The 18,435-nt window shown below is 64.8% G+C and carries 10 protein-coding genes; 5 read left to right on the top strand and 5 right to left on the bottom strand.

Annotated elements, in window-relative coordinates; translation table 11 throughout:
- Positions 1-117 precede the first annotated feature (117 nt).
- Positions 118-1,149 (top strand): Fe2+-enterobactin ABC transporter substrate-binding protein, encoded by a 1,032-nt coding sequence (fepB, locus tag BLIN9172_RS07520; protein WP_101554499.1) that lies wholly within the window; start codon positions 118-120, stop codon positions 1,147-1,149.
- Positions 1,150-1,292: 143 nt separating this feature from the next.
- Here fepB and BLIN9172_RS07515 read toward each other — a convergent pair whose 3' ends face one another.
- Positions 1,293-2,561, bottom strand: a complete 1,269-nt coding sequence (locus tag BLIN9172_RS07515) for an alpha-hydroxy acid oxidase (protein WP_101554577.1) — start codon at positions 2,559-2,561, stop codon at positions 1,293-1,295.
- A gap of 88 nt (positions 2,562-2,649) precedes the next feature.
- Complete coding sequence (locus BLIN9172_RS07510) at positions 2,650-4,338, bottom strand: L-lactate permease (RefSeq protein WP_101554498.1); 1,689 nt, start codon at positions 4,336-4,338, stop codon at positions 2,650-2,652.
- A 228-nt stretch (positions 4,339-4,566) separates the two neighbouring features.
- Between BLIN9172_RS07510 and BLIN9172_RS07505 the strand changes: the two genes are divergently transcribed.
- The gene (locus tag BLIN9172_RS07505) at positions 4,567-5,352 is read left to right on the top strand and encodes a FadR/GntR family transcriptional regulator (protein ID WP_101554576.1); all 786 of its coding nucleotides are present in this window, start codon (positions 4,567-4,569) and stop codon (positions 5,350-5,352) included.
- Positions 5,353-5,432: 80 nt separating this feature from the next.
- Here BLIN9172_RS07505 and BLIN9172_RS07500 read toward each other — a convergent pair whose 3' ends face one another.
- The 3 genes from BLIN9172_RS07500 to BLIN9172_RS07490 form a co-directional block, all read right to left on the bottom strand.
- A complete protein-coding gene (locus tag BLIN9172_RS07500) occupies positions 5,433-9,092 on the bottom strand; it encodes an efflux RND transporter permease subunit (protein ID WP_101554575.1) in 3,660 nt (1,219 codons plus the stop codon).
- 338 nt (positions 9,093-9,430) lie between these two features.
- Positions 9,431-10,618 (bottom strand): CobW family GTP-binding protein, encoded by a 1,188-nt coding sequence (locus BLIN9172_RS07495; protein ID WP_205751055.1) that lies wholly within the window; start codon positions 10,616-10,618, stop codon positions 9,431-9,433.
- Positions 10,619-10,650: 32 nt separating this feature from the next.
- Positions 10,651-13,452, bottom strand: a complete 2,802-nt coding sequence (locus BLIN9172_RS07490; RefSeq protein WP_101554497.1) for a LuxR family transcriptional regulator — start codon at positions 13,450-13,452, stop codon at positions 10,651-10,653.
- A 258-nt stretch (positions 13,453-13,710) separates the two neighbouring features.
- Between BLIN9172_RS07490 and BLIN9172_RS07485 the strand changes: the two genes are divergently transcribed.
- The 3 genes from BLIN9172_RS07485 to BLIN9172_RS07475 all read left to right on the top strand — a co-directional run bounded on the left by BLIN9172_RS07485 (position 13,711) and on the right by BLIN9172_RS07475 (position 18,429).
- Complete coding sequence (locus BLIN9172_RS07485; RefSeq protein ID WP_101554496.1) at positions 13,711-15,639, top strand: hydantoinase/oxoprolinase family protein; 1,929 nt, start codon at positions 13,711-13,713, stop codon at positions 15,637-15,639.
- Between the two features lie 103 nt (positions 15,640-15,742).
- Entirely contained in the window at positions 15,743-16,186 is a 444-nt protein-coding gene (locus BLIN9172_RS07480; protein ID WP_098730830.1) for an acetone carboxylase subunit gamma, read from the top strand.
- Between the two features lie 14 nt (positions 16,187-16,200).
- Complete coding sequence (locus BLIN9172_RS07475; protein WP_101554495.1) at positions 16,201-18,429, top strand: hydantoinase/oxoprolinase family protein; 2,229 nt, start codon at positions 16,201-16,203, stop codon at positions 18,427-18,429.
- Positions 18,430-18,435: the final 6 nt, after the last annotated feature.

Raw genomic sequence — 18,435 nt, 5'->3', positions numbered from 1 at the left:
AAGCACTCACCTCGCTCGACACACCGCATCTTTCGCGGAGTCTCATCACGAATGCAGTATCACGGGCTAACTTAGGTTAGGCTCATCTTCTCAAGCAATCATTCTCGAAAGGCCCCTATGTCCCGCGTCAAACTCGGCAGCACACGCGTATTTGCCGCAGTCACACTCATCACCGCTCTCAGCCTCAGCGCCTGCGGAGGGTCCGACTCTTCCGACTCCGGCGATGGCGACGCCACCGCCGACGGTCGATGGCCCCTGACCATCACGGACGATGCCGGCCACGAAGTGACCATCGACGAAGCACCCGAATCGATCGTCTCCACTTCGGTGACCCTCACCGGCACCCTCCTCGCCGTCGACGCACCGGTCACTGCCTCCGGCGCCACCGTGCCCAACTCCCCCGTCGCCGACGACCAAGGCTTCTTCACGCAGTGGAGCGACACCGCGAAGGAGAAGGACGTCAAAGCCCTCTACCAGGGCGACCCCGATGTTGAGGCCGTGCTCGCCGAGGAACCCGATCTCATCGTGGTCTCGAAGACCGGCCAGGACTCGGCGAATGCCATCTACGATCAGCTCAGCGACATCGCCCCGACCGTCGTCATCGACTACGGCGACAAGGACTGGCAGGAGGTCACGACTAAGCTCGGTGAGATGACCGGCCACGAGGATGAGGCGAAGAAGGGCAATGACGAATTCGGTTCGCGCGCCGAGAAGGTCAAATCCGCCATCGATGCCCCGAAGCAGCCGGTCACCGGCATGATCTTCAACGAGAAGGCCAAGGGCGGTGGGTCCGGGGCGAGCGCGAACATCTGGACACCGGAATCCGCGCAGGGCAAGCTCCTCCAAGAGGTCGGCTTCGAACTCGCCGAGGTCCCCGAAGGCACAGCCGGCCAGGGCGAGATGGGCAAACGCGCCGATATCGTCGAAGTCACCGGTGAGAACCTGTCGAAGGCCGTCACCGGCGAATCCGTGTTCCTGTTCAACGCGAACGAGAAGGCCGCCGCCTCGTATGCGAAGAACTCTCTGGTCGAGAGCACACCAGCGGTGAAGAACGATGCCGTCTTTGCGATGGGCCTCGACTCATTCCGCCTCGATTACTACTCCGCCACGAACGTCCTCGACCGCATCGAGGACGAATTCGGCAAGTGAGCACCTGAACACGAAACGGGCGGCCGGCAGCGAAGATTTCTTTCGCTGCCGGCCGCCCGTTCTCTGCCAATGGAGCCCTTTGGGCTCTCCGGACGGGGCCGCCTCGGTGATCTGATTGCCAGCCGCGGGGCCGCCTCGGCGAATCAGCCCTTGACCGGTCGGGAGCTGATGATCTCCGCGCGCTCGTCGCGGTTGAACTGACGCAGCTGGGTCACATGGGACGGGTTGAGCTCGGAGACATCGGCGACCTGGAGCAGGCGCATGGTGCGCTCGACCTGCTCGCCGAGGATCTCGATCGTCCGGTCCACTCCCGCTCGACCGCCGGCCATGAGGCCGAAGAGGTAGGCGCGGCCGATGAGCGTGAAGTCAGCGCCCAGCGCCAACGACGCGACGATGTCGGCGCCGTTGCGGATTCCGGTGTCGATGATGATCTCCACGTCCTTGCCGATCTCACGAGCCACCTCGGGGAGGAGTTCGAAGGGAACGGGCGCGCGATCGAGCTGACGTCCGCCGTGGTTGGACAGGACGATCGAATCGACGCCGAGGTCGGCGAGCTTCTTCGCATCCTCGAGCGTCTGCACGCCCTTGACGGAGAATTTGCCGGGCCACATGGCGCGGATCTCAGCGAGGTCATCGAAGTTGATGGAGGGGTCCATCGCCGAATCGAGGAGCTCGCCGACGGTGCCGCCGGTCTCCGACAGGGACGCGAACTCGAGCTTCGGGGTGGTCAGGAAGTCCCACCACCACCAGGGCCGCGGGATCGCGTTGAGGATCGTCTGCGGGGTCAGCTGCGGCGGAATGGAGAAGCCGTTGCGCGTATCGCGCAGTCGGGCACCGGCGACGGGAGCGTCGACGGTGAAGAAGAGAGTGTCGAACCCGGCGTTCTTCGCCCGCTCGACGAGGCCGTAGGAGATGTCGCGCTGCTTCATCACATAGAGCTGGAACCAATTGCGCCCGTGCGGGTTGGTCTTCTTGACGTCCTCGATCGACGTCGTGCCCAGCGTCGAGAGCGTGAACGGGATGCCCGCAGCCCCCGCGGCGCCGGCGCCGGCGGTCTCACCCTCGGTCTGCATGAGTCGGGTGAAGCCGGTCGGCGCGATGCCGAAGGGCATGGCCGAGCTGCCGCCCATGATCTGGGTCGAGGTGTCGACGTTCGTGACGTCCTTGAGGATCGAGGGGTGGAACTCGATATCGCGAAAGGACTGGACCGAGCGCTCCATCGAGATCTCACCCTCGGCGGCCCCATCCGTGTAGTCGAACGCCGCGGCCGGGGTCCGGCGCTTCGCGATCTTGCGCAGGTCCTCGATCGTCAGCGCGTTCTCCAAGCGACGCTTCTTCGGGTCGAGTTCGAACTTCTTGAACTTCATCAGCTCGAAGATCTCGGACGGCTGAGGAATCTGCCTCTTGACCATGTTCATCGCTCCTTCTTAAGCGGGGTTGACTAGCAGTGGGTGGTAGCTGGTGTGGGTGGCCCGATCGACGAGACGGCGCCGCACGGACTCACGAGCCGGGCACCATCCAGGACAGCACCGTCGACTGGAGTCCGACGAGCAGACACATAGCGACGAGCATGCCCAACGACCAGCCGATGACGCGGCGGAGGATCGAGGACTCCTTGCCGAGCAGACCGACGGCGGTGGCCGCGATGGTGAGGTTCTGCGGGCTGACCATCTTGCCGAGGACACCGCCTGAGCTGTTGGCGCCGACGAGCAGCAGCGGATTGAGTCCAGCCTCGTGCGCGGCGGTCTGCTGCAGAGTGGCGAACAGTGCATTCGCCGAGGTGTCCGAACCGGTGACAGCAGTGCCCAGCCAGCCCAGGATCGGCGAGAGGAAGGCAAAGAAGGCTCCGGTGCCGGCGATCCAGGTGCCGATGGTGATCGTCTGGCCCGAGAGGTTCATGACATAGGCCAGCGCGAGAACCGATCCGACGGTGAGGATCGAGAATTTCATCTTCACAACGTTGACGATGAAGACATCGACGGCGTCTTTCGCCGACATCTTGTACACGATCGCGACGATGATACCGGAAATGAGCAGCAGGGTGCCAGGGGAAGACAGCCATTGGAAGTTGTAGACCGTGCTCGTCGAGACTTCGCCGGCGGCGTTGAGGATGTTCCCATCCAGTCCGGGCCAGGGGATCTTCACATCGGTCGAGGCCAGCCAGTTGTTCAGCGCAGGCACGAGCTTGGCCACGGAGAAGATGACGATCACCAGCAGGTATGGGAAGAGCGCAAGGAACACCCGGGCCCCTGTCAGCGGTGCGGTCTCCTTCATCACATCGGTGGCCACAGCTGCAGAAGCGCTGCCGGCGCTAGGGGCGGCGGCGCCTTCGTGTTCGCGCTCGTCGGCCATGCGGTCGAGTGCGTCCTGACCGCCCTTCGGCTTCCAGAACCGGAGCATGATGACGACGGCGGCGAGGCCGACCAGGGAAGCGATGATGTCGGTGAGTTCGACGGAGAGGAATGTGGCCGAAACGTACTGCGCGAGGCCGAAGGCGATGCCCACGACGAGGGCCAGAGGCCAGATCTGGCGGAGCCCGCGGCGCCCGTCGACGAGCAGGACGAGGAAGAGCGGCACGACCGCGGCGAGGAACGGGGTCTGGTGGCCGACCATGGCGCCGATGTCCTGGTAGTCGATTCCCGTCAGAGTGCCGGCGGTGATGATCGGGATGGCGATGGCGCCGAAGGCCACGGGAGCGGTGTTGGCAACGAGGACGACGACGGCAGCTCGCATAGCGGTGAAGCCGACGGCGACGAGCATGACACCGGTGATCGCCACCGGGGCGCCGAATCCGGCGAGCGCTTCGAGGAGGCCGCCGAAGCAGAAGGCGACGATGATGGCCTGGATGCGCGGGTCATCGGAGATGACGTTGATGACCAACCGCAAGTCCTCGAAGTGGCCCGAGCGCACGGTGAGTTCGTAGAGCCAGATCGCGGTGATGACGATCCACATGATCGGAAACAGTCCGAAGGCGAACCCCTGTGTCGCCGAGAGCGCAGCGAGCCCGACGGGCATTCCGTAGGCGGCGATCGCGACGATGAGAGCGACACCGACGGCGGTCAGTCCGGCCCAATGGGCCTTCCATTTGAGTGCGCCGAGGGTGACGAAGATCGTCAGCAGCGGCAGGATCGCCAGCAGAGACGACCACAGAAGGCTGTCGGCCACCGGCGCGATTTCAGGTGTGTACATGGCTTCTCCAAATCGGCCGGGCCTGCCCACATCGGGTCCGTTCCCCTGTGAACGCGCTCCGAACTCGAACGATCAAAATTTTCAGTATGGCCTTTATGAGGTCAGACCATTAATCTGAGCATAGGACGAGGGTGTGATCTGCGTCAACTGTCCATCCGGCAGCGGCTCCGGTCACGCCCACGAGCAGTGCGCAGAGAGGCATGACATGATGGCGCGGTGGAGACGACCATGAACGATGACACGAACGAGGTCCGCCCGGAACAGACAGTCAGCGCCGAGGCGGCCGACGGTCCCGAATGGAAACCCGTGAACCGTGCGAGCACCTATGAGCTCGTCATCGATGCCGTCGAAGAGCAGATCATGACCGGTTCGCTGGGGGTCGGAGACCCTCTGCCTGCCGAACGCGACCTGGCGACGAAGCTCGGCGTCAGTCGCACCAGTGTGCGCGAGGCGCTGCGCGTGCTCGACAGCCTCGGCGTCGTCCGGTCCTCGGGCGGATCCGGCCGCGGCGCTGGCACGTTCATCGCCGCGATGCCATCGGCTGCACTCACCCGGTTCCTCCGCCTCCACGTCGCGCTCACGAACTTCAGCATCGACGACGTGACTGAGACGCGCATCCAGCTCGAACGCTCGAGCGCGGTCCTCGCGGCGACCCGTGCCGATAAGGACGCGCTGGCCGAGGTCAATGCGCAGCTGGCGATGATGGACACTCCCGGGATCAGCTTGGAGACTTTCAACGACGCGGACACCGCTTTCCACGTCGCCATCGCCCAGGCGGCGGGCAATCAGCTGTTCTCCGACCTCACCGGGGCCATCCGCACTTCTCTGCGGAAGTCGATCTTCTCCTCATTCAGCCGCGTCGACGACCAGCAGGCGCTGATGGCGACGCTGCAGTCCCAGCATCACCGGATCATGGACGCCATCACTGCTGGTCGCGCCGAAGATGCCGCGGCTCTCACCGAAGAGCACATCCGCTTCGCCGCTTCACGCCTCCCCGGCCTCTCCGAAACCTAACCCACCCCAATTGCTACCTGACGGCGGCCCAGCAACCTTGCGCGAGGTTGCTGGGCCGCCGTCAGGTAGTAGTTGGGGGTTCAGTGGTCGTTGGAGTGCAGGGCCACCTCGGAGGTCTCCTCTTCGATCCTCGCCTCGTCCTCCGCCTGTCGCTTGGCGCGCTTCTGCTCCTTGTGCGCCGCTCGGATCTCCTTGCGTCGTTCGACAAGGAGGTAGAGGGCGGGGACGAGGATGAGCGTGAGCACCGTCGATGAGGTGAGGCCGCCGATGACGACGATCGCCGGGGGCTGCGAGATGAACACTCCCCCGCCGGTGAGTCCCAGCGACATCGGCACGAGTGCGAAGATCGTCGCGGCAGCGGTCATGAGGATCGGGCGCAGGCGCAGTCGGGTGCCGTGGACGATCGCGTCCATGAGCTCGAGTCCGTCCTCACGCAGCTTGTTGATGAGGTCGATGAGCACAATCGCATTCGTCACGACGATGCCGATGAGCATGAGCAGACCGATGAGCGAGGGGATGCCCAGGGGTGTGCCGGTCGCCAGTAGAAGGAGCACAGCTCCGGTCGCGGCGAATGGGATCGACACGAGCAGGATGAGCGGCTGGACGAAGCTGCGGAAGGTCGCGATCATGACGAGGAAGACGAGCACAATCGCCACTGCCATCGCCATTCCGAGCTGACCGAATGACTCCGCCTGCTCCTGGCTGGCACCGCCGACGTCGAAGCTGACTCCGTCGGGCAGATCCATGGTCTCGGTCAGGTCGGTGGCCGCAGCGGTGACCGTTTCGAGCTGGCCGCTGGACGGGGTCGCGAACACGGTGACCTTCCGTTCCCCGTCGGCGCGGTCGATCGTGGCCGGAGTCTCGGTCTTCTTCACCTCCGCGATCTCATCGACGGTGATCGGCTCACCCTTGATGTCGGGAATGGCGGCCTGCTCATCGGCAAGAGCCTGTTCCTCCTCCTGGGTCTGCTCCTGTTCACGCTGGACGTCGATGAGGTCGTCGATTGCGTCGTTGGCTTCCTTCAGTCCCTTCTCGGCTTGCTCGACACCTTCGCGAGCCTGCTCCACTTGGTCGGCCGCCATATCGCCGGGGCTCGGTGCTGGCGGCGGGTTCTCGGCATCGCGCAGGGCCCTGCGGGCCTCTTCGAGCTGGTCGGCGGCATCGTCACGGGCCTCGCGAGCGGATTCGAGCTGCTCGGCCGATTCGTCTGCGGCCTTGCGCTTGGCCTCCTCGGCGCGGGCATCGGTCTTCTCCTCGACCCGGTCCGTCGCATCTTCCTGTGCGTTCTGCGTCTGCACCTCGGTGACGGGCAGTTCGAGAGCACGGATCTCGTCCGGGGTCGCATCCGGATGAGTCGGAGCGAGGGTGATGTCGCGCTCCTGGCCATTGAGGGTGATGGTGCCGGCCTCGACACCGTGGAGGGCCGCGGCGATGGCCTGCCCGACCTCAGCCTGGCTGAATCCGTAGTCGGCGGCTTTCTCCCGATCGACGTCGACCTCGATGACCGGCTGATCGGCGGCGAGGTCGTTGCGGGCGGACTGTACGCCGTCGGTGTCCGCCATCTTCTTCGTCACCTCGTCGGCAGCCTTTCGCAGCGCACCCAGGTCGGTGCCCGAAAGGGTGACCTCGACGTCCTCGCTGACGGAGCCGCCGGCGTCCTGGACGTCGATCTCGCCCGCGTCCTTCCCGAGGTCGTCGAGTTGGGTGCGGAGGCGGTTCGTCGCGACCTCGGCCTCGGAGTCTTCGGCCAGGGTGACGTTGAACTGGTTCTCCGCTCCGGATTCCGGGCCGTTGACCGTCGTCGAGTAGGTGTCGACGTCCGGATCATCGCCGAGCACGGCTTCCACGCGCTTCGCGGCCTTGTCACCAGCTTCGAGCGAAGCGCCGGCGGGGAGGGTCTGCGTGATGTACACGGAGTTCTGCCCGGCCGATCCGAGCAGGTCCGTCTTGAGGAAGGTCGCGCACATCATCGTGACAACGAAGATGACGACGGAGAAGGCGATGGTCCTCCAGGGGTGGTGCAGGGCCGAGATGACCGCCGGCAGGCTGCGCTGCTGGAGGCGATCGACTCGGCCGGAGGCCTCACCGTTTCCGGGTGCGGGAGCGACGACGGGTTCGACGGTCGCGTCCGGCAGCGGGTCCTTGCCCTTGGCCGCGCGTTTGGCGTTCTTCTTCTCGATCGCCTTCTGGCGGCGTTCGGCTCGGGCCACCGAGCGGCGGTGCTGCTTGGCCGCCCACAGCTCATAGCTGCGGTCGGTGGCGGCTTGCCGTTTGGGCGAGAGCGGTTTGGGGCTGCGGCGCAGGACCCAGTAGCTGAACACGGGGACGATCGTCAGCGCCACGACGAGGGAGGCCAGCAGTGCCAAGGACACGGTGACGGAGAAGGGCCGGAACAGCTGTCCGGCGATGCCGTCGACGAACGCGATGGGCAGGAACACGGCGACGGTGGTCAGAGTCGAGGCGGTAATGGCACCGGCGACCTGCTTGACGCTGGCGACGATGTCCTCGACCGTCAGGTCGGTCGTGCCCTGGCGTCGGCGGATGTTCTCGATGACGACGATGGAGTCGTCGACGACTCGGCCGACGGCGATCGTCAGGGCACCCAAGGTGAGGATGTTCAGCGTGTAGTCGCCGACCATGAGGCCGATCATCGCGATGAGCAGCGACATCGGGATCGAGATCGCGGCGACGATGGTCGAACGGAACGAGCCGAGGAAGGCGAGGATGACGAAGATCGCGAAGATCAGGCCGAGTCCGCCTTCGACGGAGAGGTCGTGGATCGACTTCTCGATCTCCGGAGCCTGATCGAAGATCGTCGAGAACTGCGTGTCCTCACCGAGTTTCGGGCCGACCTTTTCGAGGGTGTCGGCGACCTTGTGGGAGACATCGACGACATTGGCGTCCTGGTCTTTGGTCACCGACACAGTCACGGAATCTTTGCCGTCGGCGCGGGACAGGGAGGTCTTCTCGACCGCGTCGAGGTCGACGTCGGCGACCTCGCCCAGCAGCACCGTGCCGTCTGCGGTGCGCAGCGGCGTCTTCTCGATCTGCTCGACAGCGTCGACCTCGGTGCCGACTTCGACGGCCATCGATGTGTCGCCCTGTGAGCTCTGGCCGGCGGGAACGACGGTGCCGGCGGCTTCGAGCTCGTCGGGAACGGAGGATTCGACGACGTTCTTCTCCGCCACATCCTCGGGTCGGAACGTGATGGAGACTCGCCGCTCGTCCTGGCCGGTGACCTCAACGCTCGAGACTCCGTCGAGGGCGCGGAGTTCGGGGACGAGGTCGGTCTCAAGACGGTCACCGAGGGTGGCGGAGTCCCCGCCGGAGACGGCGAACATCGTCACCGGGACCTCATCCATCTGATACGACAGCACCTCGGCTTCCGCATCGGCGGGCAGGTCGGACTTCACTCCGTCGACGGCGGAGCGGACGGCGTCGGTCATCTCTTCGGAGTCCTTGCCGAAGGGCCAGGTCACCTCGGCGGTCATCATCCCCGACGAGGTGGAGGTGGTCACCGATTCGAGCTCTCCGACCCCGTCGAGCGCGGTCTCGAGAGGTTTGGTGACGGTCTCCTCGATCACCTCCGGGGAGGCTCCGGGGACGGTGGCCTGCACCGAGGTGCCGGGCAGGTCGACCGAGGGCATCGTCTCCTGGTTGAGTGAGGTGGTCGCGACAATGCCGAAGACGGCGATCACGAGGGTGAGCAATCCGACGATGAGGCGGTTCTTCAGACTCATCCGGGTGATCAGGTGCACGGGGTTCCTCCGGGCTCGGGGGTGTGAGCAGGGTGCTCCAGTCAGTCTTCCAAGCGCAGCGCCTCAGCGGATCGCCCGAAAGTAGTCAACGGTGTCCCCCAAAAGGATGATTCTCACTGCTGTTCCCGGCAGGTCGATCATGCCCGTTCGGCGGATCACGTTTCGACCCTAGAAGCGGTCACAGGTTCCCGGCACGGGTGTTGACCTCCAGACCACCCTTAGGAAACACGGAGGGAAACCGGAGGATTGCCACTCCCCGTACTACCTCACGGCGGCCCCGCAACCCCTCGCGCGGGTGCTGGGCCGCCGTGAGGTAGTAACTACGTGTGGAGGCGGACGTGGTGGAGGAGGCGTTCGGAGCGGTCACTGCCTGGTGCCGCGACATCCAGGCCTCCGGCGGCGTCGCTGTTGAGGGCGGCGGTCAGAGTGGCTTCGGCCGCCTCGGTGTCGAAGTCCTCTCCGATGGCGACGAGGACGCTGTCGGCATCCGGCCCCTCACCGTCTCCCACGTTCGAGGACGGAGCCTTCGGTGCGGGTCGGGCGGCCTCGGCGACGTAGACGTTCGGGCCGACCGCCTGCACGACGAAGTCGCGCTGACCGGAGCCCGCGGCCACGCGCACGGTGCCTTTTACCCGGTACACCCCGGACGGGAGGTCCTCGACGAAATCCATCACCGCATCCGGATCGACAGGGCCGCTGCCGGTGACGGTCACGGACTGGGCGTGGCGGTGTGGCATGGATTCCGCATCGACCTCGTCGTCACCGATCTCGTCGACTGCCGCCTCGGCGTAGGCCTGACGCAGCAGTTCCCGGATCGGCAGTTCGGGTTGGATCGGGTCCTCGCCGACGTCGGAGCCGTCTCGGCGGGGGTCTCGCTCTCCTTCGCCCGGGTCGAAGATGAGGGTGGGGTCGAGGCGGGCGTGGTGGGTGCCGATGACGATGACGCGGGGATTGCGTTCGTGGACGCGGGCGCGGACGGCTTCGACCGTGGCGTCACGGTCGGCGGCCGGAAGCTGGTCGAGCTTGTTGACCAGCACCAATGTCGTTGCCGCGAAGCGCAGCGGCGGCAGACTCGAGGTGTCGACGGTGTCGAAGTACATGGTCGCGTCGACGACGTCGATGACCCCGCCGAGGTGGAAGCGGTGATGGCCCATGCGCGTGATCATGCGGGCCAGAGTCAGGGGTTCGGCGAATCCGCTGGCCTCGACGATGATCGCGTCCAGCCGGAGCTTGGGGTTCGTCATGGCGACGAGGGCGTCCTCGAGTTCGGAGTCATCCGTCAGGCAGCACACGCAGCCGCCGGAGATCGACAGCGGTTCGTCGACCTGGCCGACGACGAGTCCCGCGTCGATGTTGAGGTCGCCGAAGTCGTTGACGATGACGCCGATGCGAGCATCCGGATGGCGCAGGAGGTGGTTGAGCAGGCTCGTCTTTCCGGCACCGAGGTAGCCGGTGAGCAGGATGACCGGGATCGCGGGTCTGCGCTTGGCTCGGGACGACCTGCCCACTGCGCGGTTCGTCTGAGGGATGGTGCGGGATATCAGTGGAGCACCTGCAGATTCTTCGCACGCTGCACACAGTCTTCGCGCGAGGACACCCCGAGCATGCGGTAGAGCTTGCGCAGATACCACTTCACCGTGTTCTGGCCGATGTACAGCCGTCCGGCGATCTCCCGATTCGTATACCCCGCGTCGACGAGGCGGAGGATATCGCGTTCCCGCTCGCTCAAGGAGATCGACCGCTTCGGCACCGCAGCGAGGACGTCGAACTCATCTGGTCCGGTTCCCCAAGTTCTGCTGGCACCGGCCACACCTGCGGCCACTGCTGTTCCGAGGTTCGCCCGCAGGGGGCTGTTGGAGTCGAACACCTCCGTCATCCAGTCAAGAGTCCGTTGACGCAGGCACCAAGATTCCGGATCGGCGATGAGCCGTGCTGCTATCTGGCGTATCAGCGGTCCGCCTTCGAGCAGCGGCTGGCTCAGCCCGCTGGCCTGGCAGTCCGGGATCACGTCGTGCATCGTCTCCTCCGCCTGATCGGTCTGTCCGCACGCTTCGAGTGCCGACGCCCAGAGAATCTGGTCACGCAGCGCCTGGAAGCGGTTTCCCTGACCCTGCGACTCTGCGAACAATACCTCGACATACGGTCCGAGTCTCGCCAGAGCGTCACCATCAGCGTCATGGAGGATTCGGGCCAGGTCGAAGCGGAGGAGTTCGCCCTCGAATTCTGCACGTTGCCGATCCATCACGTACCGATCTCCGGCCGACTGGTCATCGGTGTGATCATCTGCCGCGTCGAAGGGGTTCGTCGGTCGCCTGGTCTCAAAACCCAGGCGCTGCTTCGTCGTCACCATTCGAGACCACAGCCGCGGCAGAGACAGAGACAGTCCTGCCTGCTCACCCTGCTCGAGGATGTCCCACGCACCCTGTAAGTCATTGCGACCAGCACGGATATTCGCCAAGGACTCGTAGACAGGAAACATGAAGTCAACGACTCCGGCCCGCTGTCCCAGCTGCAGCGCTTCTTCGAGCAGCTCTTCGGCACGGTCTCCCTCACCCCGGTGGTAGAGGAGTTTGCCCACGAGCCCCAGCGACAGCCGTGCCGCATGCGACTGCCGCCCCGAACGTTCGCAGGCGGTGCGGAACGCGTTCGTCCAATGGTGCTGAGCCAAGGCGATTTCGAGGTTGTGGAAGGCGATGAGTCCGGCGAAGCAGTCGCCGTAGACCTCGCTGAAGCTGCCGACGACCTGCCGGTGGTATTGATGTGCCCACTGCTGCAGGCGCTCTGCCTCCGCCCCACGGCCGCGGTGGATATCGAAGAAGGTGACGACATTGGCAGCCACGGACACCGTCCATGGATGGAGGCGTTCGGCCTCTTCGAGCACTTCTCGGCGCAGCTGCTGGTCCTCCGGCACCCGATCCCGGTACATCGCCACGCATTCGCGCACGACGAGGGATTCATGCGTGATCCGGAACCGATCGGCCGCGGTGAGCCGCGGATCGGCAGCTGCCGCCTCGGCAAGGAGGTCGAGGGAGGCAAAGGCCTCATCGGGGAAATGGAGGAGACAGTGGGCCCACGCGATGGCCAGCTGCAGCCAGGACCGGGATCTGATCTCATCATGTGGCAGCTTCTCAACAAGCGCGAGCAGAGTCGTCATCCGCGAATGTTCGACGAGCCGCAGCGCCTGCTCCTCGACGACGGAGGCCGCGAAGGAGGCTTCGTCGGCAAGCAGCGCATGGTCGACGGCAGAGGAGAAAATGCCTTCGGTGTGGAACCAGTGAGCGGCCAGTGAATGGAGTTCAGCGACCTTCTCCGGATGGTCGCGTTCGAGACGCTGCCGCAGGAAGTCCCGGAACAGATGATGGTAGCGATACCACGTGCCCGAATCGTCGAGACGTTGGAGGAAGAGGTCTCCGAAGAGCACCTGCTCAAGTCTCAGCTCAGATTGCGGCTCTCCTGTGAGCAGGGTGGCCAGCTCCGGATTCACCCGGTCGAGGACCGAGGTGAAGAGCAGGAACTTCAACAGTTTGGGGTCAAGACGGTCGAGGACGTTCTCCGCAAGATAATCGCTGATCCCGTGCTGACGGTCGGCCAGACTGTCGAGCAGTCCGGTGACATCGGAGTCCTTCTGCAGAGACAACGATGTCAGCTGCAGGGCTGCGATCCACCCTTCGGTCTTCGTATGGAGTGCAGTCAGCTCGGTGCTGCTGAGGTCGAGGCCTTTGACATCAACGAGGAACTGGCGTGCCTCCCGCTCATCGAAGCGCAGTGTCTCCGGGCTGATCTCAACGACCTGGTCGTGGACGCGCAGGGATGTCAGCGGCAGTCCCGTTGCCGTTCGACTGGTGACGAGGAGTCCGAGCTTGTCACCTGAGTCCTCAAGCAGTCGGGCCAAGGCCCGTTGGGTCCGTTCATCATCGATGACATGCCAGTCGTCAAGGACAACGACGGTGCGGAATTCGGCCTGGTGGACGACATTGATGATGAGCGGGACGACGAAGCGTTCGGCGTCTTCGGGGCGTTCTTCGAGTATCTGGAAGATGCTCTCATCCAGGTCGGGGTGAATAGGGCGGAGGCATTCGAGGAGGTGCCCGAGGAACCACGGTGTGCGGTTGTCATCGTCGTCGAGTGAGAACCACATCGTCTTGTTGCCGCGGCGGGACAGCTCGTCCGCCCATTGTGCCGCCACGGTCGATTTCCCGAATCCAGCAGGGGCGTGGATGAGGGTGAGGCGACGCAGTTCGACCTGGTCGATGAGCGCGTCCATGCGCGGACGCGTCAGCCAGCGCCCCACCGGGGTGGGTGGCCGGAACCGGGTAGAAGCAGTCGGCGGCATATGGATCATCGAGGCACTCCAGCGTGGTCGAATCGGCACGTACGTCTGGGCGTGTACGTCTGTGCTTGCGACGAATCCTATCGTGAGACCGCCCGCCGGCCACCCCCTGTGCCCCTCAACCACCCCGGGTGGTCCGTGCCAACCCTCCCCCTGGGCGGCTTGCGGGCCCCTCCTGGACCGTCGCTAGATTCAATGTCACCGAGGCGGCCTCAAGGCCAGACCGGTAAGCATCGTCTCGGCGATCCGCTCAACTCAAGGAGGAGTTCAATGGACTACCTGATCAACATCGACAACGGAGGCACACTCACGGATGTGTGTGTCGCCGGAGAGGAAGGGATCTTCTATACGAAGACCCTGACGACCCCGACCGACCTCTCCGAGTGCTTCTTCAACGGCATCAAGCAGGCGGCCGAGGAAGTCACCGGTTCGAACGACCCGGCCCCTCTGCTGCAGAAGACCGATATCATCCGCTATTCCTCGACACAGGGCACGAACGCCCTCGTTGAACGCAAGGGACCAGCCATCGGTATCCTCACCGATGACAAGGACTTCCGCGACCAGATCCGCTTCGACGAGACCACCTCGGAGCTGTTCGACGAACTCGTCGGCGACCGGGTCTCCGTCATCGATGCCACCGAGGATGCCACGGCCCTCGATTCGGTCGTCGTCCAAGCGGTCAACACCCTGACCACGGCCGGTGCCGAACGACTCGTCGTCGCGGCCTCCGACCAGGCCAAGGAGAAGGAGGTCAAGCGCATCTTCCTCCGCCGCTTCCCCCGTCACCTGCTCGGCTCGGTGCCAGTGCTCTTCTCGTGGGAGTTCGCCGCAGACTCGCTGCGCAGCCGGCGCCTGTGGTCGGCGATCCTCAACTCGTTCCTCCACCCCACACTCGAACGTTTCCTCTACAGCGCCGAACACCGTCTGCGGGCGCAGAAGGTCAAGAACCCTCTGCTTATCTACCGCAACGACGGAGCGAGTTCCCGTGTGGCGAAGTCCGTGGCGCTCAAGACCTACTCCTCGGGTCCACGCGGTGGATTGGAAGGCACCCGCGCCCTGGCCGAAGCCTACGGAATCCCGCATGTGCTCATGATTGATGTCGGCGGCACTACGACCGACGTCGGCGCCGTCGAAGACTTGCGCATCGCCACCGACCGTCGCGGCCGAGTCAGCGGAGTCCCGATCTCTTTCGAACTCAGCGATGTCCAGTCCAAGGGCGTCGGCGGCAGCTCGATCTTCCGCGTCGTCGACGGACAGATCAAGGTCGGTCCCGACAGTGTCGGTGCCGCCCCCGGACCCGCCTGCTTCGGCTTCGGCGGTCAGGAAGCGACCATCACCGACGTCAATCTGCTCATGGGCATCCTCGACCCCGAGACCTACCTCAACGGTGCGATGCGGCTCGACCCCGAACGCGCGAAGCAGGTCATCGAGAAGAACATCGCCGAACCGCTGGGAGTCTCCCTCGACGAGGCGCTGCTGGAGTTGGAGAAGGCCCACGCAACGAAGATCGCCGAAGCGTTCGCCGACCAGGTGCGCCCCGACGGTTCGACGACGCTGGCTGCCTTCGGCGGCGGCGGACCGATGAGCGCCTGCCTGGCCGCTCGCGCGGCCGGCGTCAAGCAGGTGCTCGTGCCCCGGCTTGCGTCTGTGTTCTCCGCCTACGGCATCAGCTTCTCCGATATCGGACAGAACTTCGAAGCCGATGTCACCGGACTGGACGAGGCAGCAGTCGAAGAGATCCGCAAGGACTTCCTCGACCGCGCCGAACGCTACATGTACCAGGAAGGGTATGCGCTCGAAGACTGCACCCTGACCTGGAGCCTCATCGTCGAAAACGCTGACGGCAGCGAAGGCGCCCGGCACTCAGCCGATCAGGGCCTGCCCGATGCCGGCCGCCTCGGCGAGGGCCAGCGGACCTTCCTCGAACTCGACGCCCGGCACGCGCTTCCGCACCCCGAGCTCAATACCACCCTGCCGACCGGCGGAGAGAAGGCGGTCGCCGAGTCGACCCGCACGGTGCTCGGCACGAACGGTCAGCGCACGGACGTCCCGGTCGTCGTCCTCGAAGATCAAGCGCCCAACGCCGCAGGCGTGGGACCGGCGATCATCGAAGGCCCGTTCTTCACCGCCCGGGTGCCCGAGGACTGGGAGTTCGTCGTCTCCGATACCGGCGACCTCCTGCTCAACGACCGCGCCTGACCTGGCCCCGATCGCAGGGCCATCTGGGCGGTCACGGAGGGCCGCCTCGGCGCTCATCAATTCCGCAGACCCATTCAATGACGAACTGGAAGGAAACAGTGCAATGAAAGTCCCGATGACGGAATACCTCTACATCGACCTCGAGAGCGAACGCTGGCAGTGCCGCGTCTGCGCTCACGACCTCGGCGATGCACGGGGGAACTACAAGGAAGGCACGCTGGTCTACGACCGCAACCCCGAGGAGATCCACTCCCCGCACATCGACCCGACGAAGTACAAATACACCTTCTCGCCCGACCCGGGATTCTGCCGGATCCTCGAATACTGCTGCCCGGGCTGCGGAACGCAGATCGAAGCGGAGTACCTGCCGCCCGGCCACCCGCCGACGGTCGACATGATCTGGGACATCGACTCCCTCAAGGAACGATGGGCTCGCTTCGGTGAGAACGCCGTCGATGTCATCAACTACGGACCCGACGAGAACGCCCTCGCCGACCTGCGTCCACGCTACGACGAGGCGGCCACTGCCCCGGCCGCACAGAGCTGAACCGGAGACTCGACATGAAACGCATATCAGTAGACATCGGCGGTACCTTCACGGACTGCTTCTTCGCCTGGGACGAGCACTACATCGAGTCCAAGGCACTGACCACCCATCACAACCTCGCGCTCGGGTTCAACTCGGCACTCGACAACGCCTGCGAGGCGGCCGGCCTGACCCGTGAGGACGTGCTCAAGGAAGTCGACTCGGTCCGCTACGCGACTACGCTAGGCACCAACGCCCTCATCGAGGCCAAAGGTCCACGTGTGGCTGCGATCGTCACCCACGGCTTCGAAGACACGATCCACATCTCCCGGTCGAAGGGCTACGGAGCCGGTCTCGACCCGCAGAAACAGGGCGATATGGCCGACGCCGCACGTCCGGCCCCACTCGTGCCCAGGGACATGGTGCGGTCGGTGAAGGAACGCGTCGACTCCGTCGGTGAAGTCCTCGTCGCCGTCCAAGCCGATGACGTGCGCAAACAGGTCCGTGAACTCGTCGACAACGGCGCCGAGGCGATCGTCGTGGCGCTGACGAACGCGACTGAGAATCCCGCACACGAACAGCAGATCCTCGAAATGATCCTCGAGGACTACCCGGCTCACGAGCTCGGCTCGATCCCCGTCCTGCTCAGCAGCGACGTCTCCGGACGCAAGGGCGAATACGTCCGCGCGAACTCGACGATCATCGACGCCTTCCTCCACGAGACGATGTTCCACGCGCTCAACCAGCTCTCGGCGAACCTCCGGGAGTCCGGCTACGAGAAGCCGATGCTCGTCATCCACAACTCCGGTGGAATGGCGCAATCGAACTCGACCGACGCGCTGCAGACGATCCACTCGGGTCCGATCGCCGGGGTCGGCGGGGCACAGCACCTGTCGGAGTCCACCGGCATCGGCGACGTTGTCTCGATGGACATGGGCGGAACTTCCTTCGACATCGGGCTCGTGCCCGAAGGCGGAGTCCAACACTACGACTTCCAGCCCACGATCGGACGCTGGCTCGTGTCCGTACCGATGATCCACCTCAACACCCTCGGTTCAGGCGGCGGTTCGATCGCCTCCTACGACCGGATCCACAAGTCTGTGGTGGTCGGACCCGAATCAGCCGGTTCGGATCCCGGTCCCGCCTGCTATGACCGCGGCGGACTGCGCCCGACCGTCACCGATGCCGACCTGGTACTCGGCTACCTCGACCCGGACAACTACGCCAACGGCTTCATCAAGCTCAGCCCGAAACGGTCAACGTTCGCGATCGAAGAAGCGCTCTGCGATGAGCTCGACCTCGAACCCGTCGATGCAGCCAAGGTCATCAAGCGCACCGTTGACGAGCAGATGGCCATCGGCATCGAGATGGAGCTGCGTTCGCGCGGCGGCACTGTCGAGGACTACACAATGGTCGCCTACGGCGGCAACGGTCCTCTCCACGCCTGCGGAATCGCTTCCCGTGCCGGAATCTCGCGGATCCTCTTCCCGCCGTTCGCCTCGGTGTTCTCCGCCCTCGGCGCCAGCAACCTCAACCCGCTGCACATCCACGAACGCAGCGCCTACATCGTGCTCTACGAACCGATCGGGCGGTCGCTGTTCGATGAGTACGAGCGGTTCAACGGCTACGTCGAGGAGCTCGAACGCCGCGGCCGTGAGGACCTCGTGCGGCAGGGCTACGACGGTGACAAGGTCAAGCACCGTCTGGAGATGGACATGCGCTACGGCAACCAGCTCGTCACCACGGCGGTGTCCTTCGACATCAACCGCATCGAGAACGTCGGTGATGTGCTCGGCGTTATCCGCAAGTTCTCCGAGATCTACGGGGATCGCTACGGTGAAGGCACACAGGCCCCCGAGGCGGGTGTCCGGGTGCAGACGGTACGCGTGGCTTCGTACATCGAAGGTGAGGTCGTGAACTTCGACGACCTCGAGTACGGCGGTCAGCGCAGCACACCCGAACCCGTCGAACGTCGCCTCGTGCACTTCGTCGGCCACGACGACCCGGTCGATACTCCGATCTACGACGCCAGCGCTCTGAGCGCCGACTATGTCGTGCACGGACCCGCCGTCATCACCACGGACAACACGACCTACCTCGTCGAACACGGCTGGCGCATCGAGCCGACGCCGCAGGGCGCCGTCTGGCTGCTCAGCGAATCGACGCTGAGCAGCTCTCCCGCCGACTTCGCTTCGGCCTCCCAAGGTTCGGGCTCATCGCAGAGCTCGGCCGATTCGGACACCTCGTCAGCACTTGTCGAGTAAAGGAGC

Source organism: Brevibacterium linens ATCC 9172 (genome assembly GCF_900169165.1).
Classification (GTDB): Bacteria; Actinomycetota; Actinomycetes; order Actinomycetales; family Brevibacteriaceae; genus Brevibacterium; species Brevibacterium linens.
The sequence above is the reverse complement of the archived record's forward strand: the minus strand, read 5'-3'. Positions and strand labels throughout refer to the sequence as shown.

Bases quoted from the DNA above. Each gene is read 5' to 3' on its own strand.
- BLIN9172_RS07515 (WP_101554577.1), bottom strand. From the start codon at position 2,561: ATGGTCAAGAGGCAGATTCCTCAGCCGTCCGAGATCTTCGAGCTGATG.
- BLIN9172_RS07490 (WP_101554497.1), bottom strand. From the start codon at position 13,452: ATGATCCATATGCCGCCGACTGCTTCTACCCGGTTCCGGCCACCCACC.
- BLIN9172_RS07475 (WP_101554495.1), top strand. From the start codon at position 16,201: ATGAAACGCATATCAGTAGACATCGGCGGTACCTTCACGGACTGCTTC.
- fepB (WP_101554499.1), top strand. From the start codon at position 118: ATGTCCCGCGTCAAACTCGGCAGCACACGCGTATTTGCCGCAGTCACA.
- BLIN9172_RS07505 (WP_101554576.1), top strand. From the start codon at position 4,567: ATGAACGATGACACGAACGAGGTCCGCCCGGAACAGACAGTCAGCGCC.
- BLIN9172_RS07510 (WP_101554498.1), bottom strand. From the start codon at position 4,338: ATGTACACACCTGAAATCGCGCCGGTGGCCGACAGCCTTCTGTGGTCG.
- BLIN9172_RS07480 (WP_098730830.1), top strand. From the start codon at position 15,743: ATGAAAGTCCCGATGACGGAATACCTCTACATCGACCTCGAGAGCGAA.
- BLIN9172_RS07500 (WP_101554575.1), bottom strand. From the start codon at position 9,092: ATGAGTCTGAAGAACCGCCTCATCGTCGGATTGCTCACCCTCGTGATC.
- BLIN9172_RS07485 (WP_101554496.1), top strand. From the start codon at position 13,711: ATGGACTACCTGATCAACATCGACAACGGAGGCACACTCACGGATGTG.